Origin of the sequence: Micromonospora sp. (assembly GCF_048594385.1) — a bacterium.
Taxonomy (GTDB): Bacteria; Actinomycetota; Actinomycetes; order Mycobacteriales; family Micromonosporaceae; genus Micromonospora; species Micromonospora wenchangensis.
In genome coordinates this window covers 1-8,157 of record NZ_JBMDWU010000507.1, presented here as the reverse complement: position 1 = coordinate 8,157, position 8,157 = coordinate 1, and the positions used below count along the sequence as shown (strand labels likewise).

Sequence of the window (8,157 nt, the reverse complement as noted above, 5' to 3'; positions counted from 1 at the left end):
CCGTACTGCTCGTGGACCATGGCGCGGGCCCGACGGGCGAGCACCCGGGCACGCTCCCGGTCGGACAGCACCGCGTGCACGGCCTCGGTGAGGTCGGCCGGGTCCTCCGGGGCGAAGGTCACCCCGGTCACCCCCGGCTCGACGATCTCGGCCAGCCCGCCGGTCTCGGCGACCGCGAGCGGCGCGCCGGCCGCCGCCCCCTCCAGGGCGACCATCCCGAACGGCTCGTAGATGCTGGGCACCGCGAAGCAGTCCGAGGCGGCCATCACGGCCGGCAGGTCGGTGCCGCCGAGGAAGCCGGGCATGGCGACCGTGTCGCCCAGCCCGAGCCGGTGCACCTCGGCCTCCAGTTGGGCCTTGTACGGCCCGTCGCCGACGATCACGGCGCGCAGTCCGGGGTGCCGCTCGCGCAGCCGGGGCAGGCCGGCGAGCAGGTGCTGGACGCCCTTCTCGTAGACCAGCCGGCCGGCGAAGGTGACCAGCGGGCCGTCCCCGGCGAACCGGGCGCGGGCCGAGGTGACCGCCGAGGCCGGCACCTTCCACCGGTGCGGCTCGACCCCGTTGGGCACCACGTCGACCCGGCCGATCGGCACGTCGAACAGCGCGTTGACCTCGTCGCGCATGTACCCGGAGCAGACGATCACCCGGCCGGACTCGGCGGCCAGCCACTGCTCCACCCCGTGGATGGTGCGGTTCATCTCGCCCGGCAGCCAGCCCTGGTGCCGGCCGGCCTCGGTGGCGTGGATGGTGCTGACCAGCGGCACGTCCAGGTGGGCGCGCAGCGTCATGGCGGTGTGCGCGACGAGCCAGTCGTGGGCGTGGATCACGTCGTACGCGCCGGACTCGGTGGCCCGCAGTGCGGCCCGGGTCAGGGTGTGGTTGAACGCCATCGTCCAGGCCAGCAGCGAGTCGGTGGCCAGCGGGAAGGTCACCGGGTCCTCGGCCGCCCGGACGATCCGCACGCCGTCGGCGTACTCCTCCAGCGGTGCGCCGTCGGTGTGCCGGGTGACCACGGTGACCTCGTGCCCGGCGGCGGCCAGCGCCACCGACAGGGCGTGCACGTGCCGGCCGAGCCCGCCCACCAGCACCGGCGGATACTCCCAGGACAGCATCAGGATGCGCCGGGTGCGCGGGGGCACGCCGGAGCCGCCGCCCTGCTGGGGGACCGTGGGCCGGAAGGTGGGGGTGGGCCGGCAGGTCCGGTCCACAGCGGTCGCGAGCTGGTCGCTGACCCGCAGGGTGGTCACATCAATCTCCGTCCATGCGCACGCGATCACGCCGGCAGCGGTGACGGCGGGAGGGGGGCGGTGGTGGGGTGGCCGAGGGCCGAGTGGTGACGTGCCCGCGTGGGCGCGTCGCGTCTAGCAAAGGGCATCGGGCGGCCCGGCGCATCTCGAAAGGGCCTATCGTGACGGACGACACCCGACGGTGCGTGACCCCTCGGACGGGCGGATGTCGGACGTCGTCCGAACGGGTGGGTTGGCCGGACCGGCCGCGGGGCATTAGCGGCGTGCGCACCGGCGGTCTCCCGACCCGGCCGGTGTGCTCATGATCATGGGCCTAAGGAGCGACATGCAGGTCTGGCCGGGTGAGCGTTACCCCCTGGGCGCCACCTATGACGGGATGGGCACCAACTTCGCGATCTTCTCGGAGGTCGCCGAGAAGATCGAGTTGTGCCTCTTCGACGAGTGGGACATCGGCACCGAGCGGCGGGTGGAGCTGCGCGAGGTCGACGCCTACGTCTGGCACGCCTACATCCCCGGCGTCGAGCCCGGTCAGCGCTACGGCTTCCGGGTGCACGGGCCGTGGAACCCGGCCGAGGGACTGCGCTGCAACCCGCACAAGCTGCTGCTCGACCCGTACGCCAAGGCGGTCGACGGGGAGGTCAGCTGGGACCCGGCGGTCTACGACTACGAGCTGGGCGGCGACCCGGACCGGATGTCGCAGACCGACTCGGCCCCGTTCATGCCCAAGTCGGTGGTGGTGAACCCGTACTTCGACTGGGGTAACGACCGGCCGCCGCGCACCCCGTACCACCACTCGGTGATCTACGAGGCGCACGTGCGCGGGCTGACCATGCGCCACCCCGGCATCCCGGAGGAGCTGCGCGGCACCTACGCGGCGATCGCCTCCCCGGTGATGATCGACTACTTCCGGCAGCTCGGGGTGACCGCGATCGAGCTGATGCCGGTGCACGAGTTCGTGCACGACCACCGGCTGGCCGACCTGGGCCTGCGCAACTACTGGGGTTACAACAGCATCGGTTTCTTCGCCCCGCACCACGGCTACTCGGCGCTGGGTCGCCTGGGCCAGCAGGTGCAGGAGTTCCGGGGCATGGTCAAGGCGCTGCACGCCGCCGGGATCGAGGTCATCCTCGACGTGGTCTACAACCACACCGCCGAGGGCAACCACCTGGGCCCCACGCTGAGCTTCAAGGGCGTCGACGCCCCCAGCTACTACCGGTTGTCCGAAGAGGACAGACGCTACTTCGTCGACTACACCGGCACCGGCAACAGCCTCAACGTCCGCAGTCCGCACTCCCTTCAGCTGATCATGGATTCGCTGCGCTACTGGGTGACCGAGATGCACGTCGACGGCTTCCGGTTCGACCTCGCCGCCACCCTGGCCCGCGAGTTCTACGAGGTCGACCGGCTGTCCACCTTCTTCGAGGTGGTGCAGCAGGACCCGGTGGTCAGCCAGGTCAAGCTGATCGCCGAGCCGTGGGACGTCGGCCCCGGCGGCTACCAGGTCGGCAACTTCCCGCCCCTGTGGACGGAGTGGAACGGCAAGTACCGCGACACGGTGCGGGACTTCTGGCGCGGCGAGCCGGCCACCCTGGCCGAGTTCGCCTCCCGCATCTCCGGCTCGGCCGACCTCTACCAGGACGACGGCCGCCGCCCCTTCCACAGCATCAACTTCGTCACCTGCCACGACGGGTTCACCCTCAACGACCTGGTCTCGTACAACGACAAGCACAACGAGGCCAACGGGGAGGAGAACCGCGACGGTGAGGGCCACAACCGGTCGTGGAACTGCGGCGTCGAGGGGGAGACCGACGACCCCGGCGTCACCGCGCTGCGGGCCCGGCAACGACGCAACTTCCTGGCCACCCTGATGCTCTCCCAGGGCGTGCCGATGCTTGGCCACGGCGACGAGCTGGGCCGCACCCAACGCGGCAACAACAACGCCTACTGCCAGGACAGCGAGCTGGCCTGGGTGGACTGGGAGCACGCCGACGACGAGCTGCTCGACTTCGTCCGACGGCTCACCGACTTCCGCAACCGGCACCAGGTGTTCCGCCGCCGCCGGTTCTTCACCGGCCTGGCGGTGGGGGGCCGCACCGCCGAGGCGGGGCTGCCGGACCTGGCCTGGTACACCCCCGACGGCCGGGAGATGACCGGCGAGGACTGGGGCAACGACTTCGGCCGCTCGGTGGCCCTGTTCGTCAACGGCGACGGCATCCCCGAACGCGGCCAGTACGGTCAGCGGCACCGCGACTCCTCGTTCCTGCTCTGCTTCAACGCCCACGACGCGCCGCTGGACTTCACCCTGCCCGGCGAGGAGTTCGGCCAACGTTGGGAGCTGGTGATCAGCACCGCGGAACCGCAACCGGAGAAGCCGACGGTGGTCGAGGCGGGCGGCGCGGTCTGCGTGCCGGACCGCTCCCTGGTGGTCCTGGAGAGGATGGTCTGACATGCCCGCACAGCCCCGACCCGACTCGACGACGACGATCGGGTCGACCTACCGCGTCCAGGTCCGACCCGGGTTCGACCTCGACACCACCGCCGGGCTGGCCGACTGGCTCGCCGACCTGGGCGTCACCCACCTCTACACCGCGCCGCTGCTCACCGCCGCCCCCGGCTCCGCGCACGGCTACGACGTGGTCGACCACCGCGCGGCCAACCCGGAACTGGGCGGGGAGGCCGGCCGGCAGCGGCTGGTCCGGGCGTTGCGGGCGGCCGGGCTGGGCCTGGTCGTCGACATCGTGCCCAACCACGCCGGGGTCGCCCAACCGGCGGCGAACCCGGCCTGGTGGGACGTGCTGCGCCGGGGCCGGGCGTCGGCGTACGCCGACTGGTTCGACATCGACTGGGAGCGGGGCCGGCTGCTGCTGCCGGTGCTCGCCGACACCCCCGACGCCGTCGACGACCTCAAGCTGGTCGACGGGGAGCTGCGCTACCACGAGCACCGGTTCCCGGTCGCCGACGGCACCGCCGACGGCAGCCCCCGCGAGGTGCACGACCGGCAGCACTACGAGCTGGTCTCCTGGCGGCGCGGCGACACCGAGCTGACGTACCGCCGGTTCTTCGCCGTGTCCGACCTGGCCGGGCTGCGGGTGGAGGACCCGGCGGTCTTCGACGCCACCCACGCCGAGGTGCTGCGCTGGGTGGCCGCCGGTGAGGTCGACGGCATCCGGGTCGACCACCCCGACGGCCTGCGCGACCCGGCCGGCTACCTGGCCCGGTTGCGCGCCGCCGCCCCGGATGCCTGGCTGGTGGTGGAGAAGATCCTGGAGTACGGCGAGGAGCTGCCGGACTGGCCGGTCGACGGCACCACCGGCTACGACGCCCTGGCCGCGGTCTGCGGGCTGTTCGTCGACGGGCGGGCCGAGGGCGACTTCACCGCCCTCGACGCCCGGCTCACCGGCCGGCACACCTCGTGGCAGGACCTCACCCACGCCACCAAGCTGGCGGCCGCCACCCGGCTGCTCGCCGCCGAGCTGGGCCGGCTCGCCGCCCTCGCCCCCGAACTCGACCGGGACGCCACCCGGGCGGCCCTGGCGGAGCTGGCCGCCTGCTTCCCGGTCTACCGGGGTTACCCGCCGCACGGGGCCCGGCACCTGGCCGCCGCCCGCGCCGAGGCGGGCCGCCGCCGGCCCGACCTCACCGCCACCCTCGACGCGGTGACCGCGCTGCTGCGTCGCCCCGAGCACGAGCTGGCCGCCCGATTCCCGCAGCTCACCGGCGCGGTGATGGCCAAGGGGGTGGAGGACACCGCCTACTACCGGTGGAGCCGGTTCGTCGCGCTGAACGAGGTCGGCGGCTCACCCGCCCACTTCGGGGTGCCGCCGGCGGAGTTCCACCGGTTCGCCGCCGCCCGGCAGGTCCGTTGGCCGGCCAGCATGACCACGCTGTCGACCCACGACACCAAGCGCGGTGAGGACGTCCGGGCCCGGCTCGCCGTGCTCGCCGAGCTGCCGGCCCGGTGGGCGGAGCAGGTCGGCGACTGGACGGCCCGTGCGCCGCTGTCCGACCCGGCCTTCGCCCACCTGGTGTGGCAGACGGCCGTGGGCGCCTGGCCGATCGACCGGGAGCGGCTGCACGCGTACGTGGAGAAGGCGGCCCGGGAGGCGTCGGTCGCGACGAGCTGGGCCGACCCCGACCCGACCTTCGAACGCGACCTGCACGCCCTGGTCGACCGGATGTACGACGACCCGCAACTGCACGCCGAGATCACCGGGTTCGCCGATCGGATCACCCCCGCCGGCTGGTCCAACGCGCTCGGGCAGAAGCTGGTGCAGCTCGCCATGCCCGGGGTGCCCGACACCTACCAGGGCACCGAACTGTGGGAGAACTCGCTGGTCGACCCGGACAACCGCCGCCCGGTCGACTTCGCCGTACGCCGGGAGCTGCTGGCCCGGCTCGACGCCGGCTGGCAGCCGGCGGTGGCCGCCGACGGCGCGGCCAAGCTGCTGGTGGTCTCCCGCACGCTGCGGCTGCGCCGCGACCACCCGGAGCTGTTCGCCGGCTACCGGCCGGTGGCCGCGCACGGGCCCGCCGCCGCGCACGTGGTCGCCTTCGACCGGGGTGGTGTGATCGCGGTGGCCACCCGGCTTCCGGTGGGGCTGGCCCGCGACGGCGGCTGGCGCGACACCCACCTGTCGATGCCCGGCAACAGTGTTACCGACGTGTTCACCGGACAGGTCTACAGTGGGTCTGAGCTGCTCCTTCATGATCTGCTGAACACCTATCCGGTGGCTCTGCTCGCGCCCACCGCCCTGCTGGCTCCCACCGACCCCGTGGAGGCTGCCGCATGACCGAGTTCACCGTCTGGGCGCCCGACGTCGCCCGGCTCCGGCTGCGCCTGCCCGGCGTCGCCGACCACGACATGCGGACCGGGCCGGACGGCTGGTGGCGGGTCGAGGTGCCCGACGCCGGCCCCGGCACCGACTACGCGTTCCTGCTCGACGACGAGGACACCCCGCTGCCCGACCCGCGCTCGGCGTGGCAGCCCGCCGGGGTGCACGGGCCGAGCCGGCGCTACGACCACGCCGCCTTCGCCTGGACCGACCAGGGCTGGACGGGCCGGCAGCTGCCCGGCAGCATCCTCTACGAGCTGCACGTCGGCACGTTCACCCCGGAGGGCACCTTCGACGCGGCGATCGACCGCCTCGACCACCTGGTCGACCTCGGCGTCGACCTGATCGAGCTGCTCCCGGTCAACGCGTTCAACGGCGAGCACAACTGGGGCTACGACGGGGTCTGCTGGTTCGCCCCGCACGAACCCTACGGCGGGCCGGACGGGCTGAAACGGCTGGTGGACGCCGCCCACGCCAAAGGGCTGGGGGTGATCCTCGACGTCGTCTACAACCATTTCGGGCCCTCCGGGGCCTACGCGCCGAGCTTCGCGCCCTATCTGAGCGAGCAGAGCAACCCGTGGGGTCGCACGGTCAACCTGGACGGCCCGCACTCCGACGGGGTACGTCGCTACATCATCGACTCGGTGCTGATGTGGCTGCGCGACTACCACGTCGACGGCCTGCGGCTCGACGCCGTGCACGCGATGCCCGACTCCCGGGCCACCCACGTGCTGGAACAGGTGGCGGTCGAGGTGGAGTCGCTCGCCACCCACCTGGGCCGGCCGCTGTCGCTGATCGCCGAGTCCGACCGCAAAGACCCCCGGCTGATCCCCGCCCGGGAGGCCGGCGGTTACGGCCTGCACGCGCAGTGGAACGACGACGCCCACCACGCCCTGCACACCCTGCTCACCGGGGAACGGCAGGGCTACTACGGCGACTTCGGCTCGCTGGAGTGCCTGACCGACGTGCTGACCGGGGCGTTCTTCCACGCCGGCACCTGGTCCAGCTTCCGTAACCGCACCCACGGCCGCCCGGTGGACCGGCACACCGTCCCCGGGCACCGGTTCGTGGCGTACCTGCAGAACCACGACCAGGTCGGCAACCGCGCCACCGGCGACCGGATCTCCGCCGGGTTGTCGCCCGCGCTGCTGCGGGTCGGGGCGATGCTGCTGCTGACCGCGCCGTTCACCCCGATGCTGTTCATGGGAGAGGAGTGGGCGGCCAGCACCCCGTGGCAGTTCTTCACCAGTCACCCGGAGCCGGAGCTGGCGGCGGCGGTGGCCACCGGCCGGCGGCGGGAGTTCGCCGCGCACGGCTGGCCGCCCGGCGAGGTGCCCGACCCGCAGGACCCGCAGACCTTCCTACGCTCCCGGCTCGACTGGGCCGAGCTGGACAAACCCGAACACCGCGAGATGTACGAGTTCTACCGGCGGCTGATCGCGCTGCGCAAGAGCCGGGCCGACCTGTCCGACCCCCGCCTGCACCGGATGGAGGTACGCCACGGCGACCAGTTCCTGGTGGTACGCCGGGGCGGGTGCCTGGTGGTGGCGAACCTCGCCGGCCGGCCGCAGCGGGTCACCCTGCCCGGGGTGGCCCGTCGGGTGCTGCTCACCACCGGGGAGGGCGTCACCGTGATGCGCGACCGGGTGGAGTTGCCGGCGGAGACGGCGGCGATCGTGGCACTCTGACCACGGCGGCGCTTCGCGGCCCGGCCCTGGGTCGGGCGCGCGCGGTGTTCGGCCTGGTACCGGTTTCCGGTGCCCGGGCCGGCCCCTGCAGTGGCCCGATGCGGCGGCGTCGGGATCGCGACGGTGCCTGTCCCGCGACGGGTCGTCACGCCGGGTCGCGGGCGCGGCGGACCGTGATGCAGGCGGTAGAGGTATGCCTGTCCGTCATATTTATGCCTGTGTGTCATAAGCCCGAGCGTGCACACGCCCTCGCCGGGCCCGACCTCAAGGGCTGCCCGCGGGGGTGGGCCGGCCGGTCCGGCCGGCCCGGCCACCCAGCGGGTCACCGCGGTTAAAGGGTGACCCGCCGGGCGCCGCGGGTCACCACCCGTCGTCCGGGGGTGGCGCCGG

Annotated in this window: 4 protein-coding genes; 3 read left to right on the top strand and 1 reads right to left on the bottom strand. The window is 73.1% G+C overall.

Annotated elements, in window-relative coordinates:
* The coding region (locus tag ACOJTC_RS27180) for a glycosyltransferase family 4 protein (RefSeq protein ID WP_420119017.1) at positions 1-1,247 on the bottom strand (1,247 nt) is incomplete at its 3' end.
* A 325-nt stretch (positions 1,248-1,572) separates the two neighbouring features.
* Between ACOJTC_RS27180 and glgX the strand changes: the two genes are divergently transcribed.
* The 3 genes from glgX to treZ are packed head-to-tail and all read left to right on the top strand — an operon-like array spanning position 1,573 to position 7,767.
* Complete coding sequence (gene glgX, locus ACOJTC_RS27175; protein ID WP_420119016.1) at positions 1,573-3,693, top strand: glycogen debranching protein GlgX; 2,121 nt, start codon at positions 1,573-1,575, stop codon at positions 3,691-3,693.
* Between the two features lies 1 nt (position 3,694).
* Entirely contained in the window at positions 3,695-6,037 is a 2,343-nt protein-coding gene (gene treY, locus ACOJTC_RS27170) for a malto-oligosyltrehalose synthase (protein WP_420119015.1), read from the top strand.
* Positions 6,034-7,767, top strand: coding sequence for a malto-oligosyltrehalose trehalohydrolase (gene treZ / locus ACOJTC_RS27165; RefSeq protein ID WP_420119014.1), 1,734 nt, complete (start codon positions 6,034-6,036; stop codon positions 7,765-7,767). The genes treY and treZ overlap by 4 nt, the downstream gene beginning before the upstream one ends.
* The last annotated feature ends 390 nt before the right edge of the window (positions 7,768-8,157 follow it).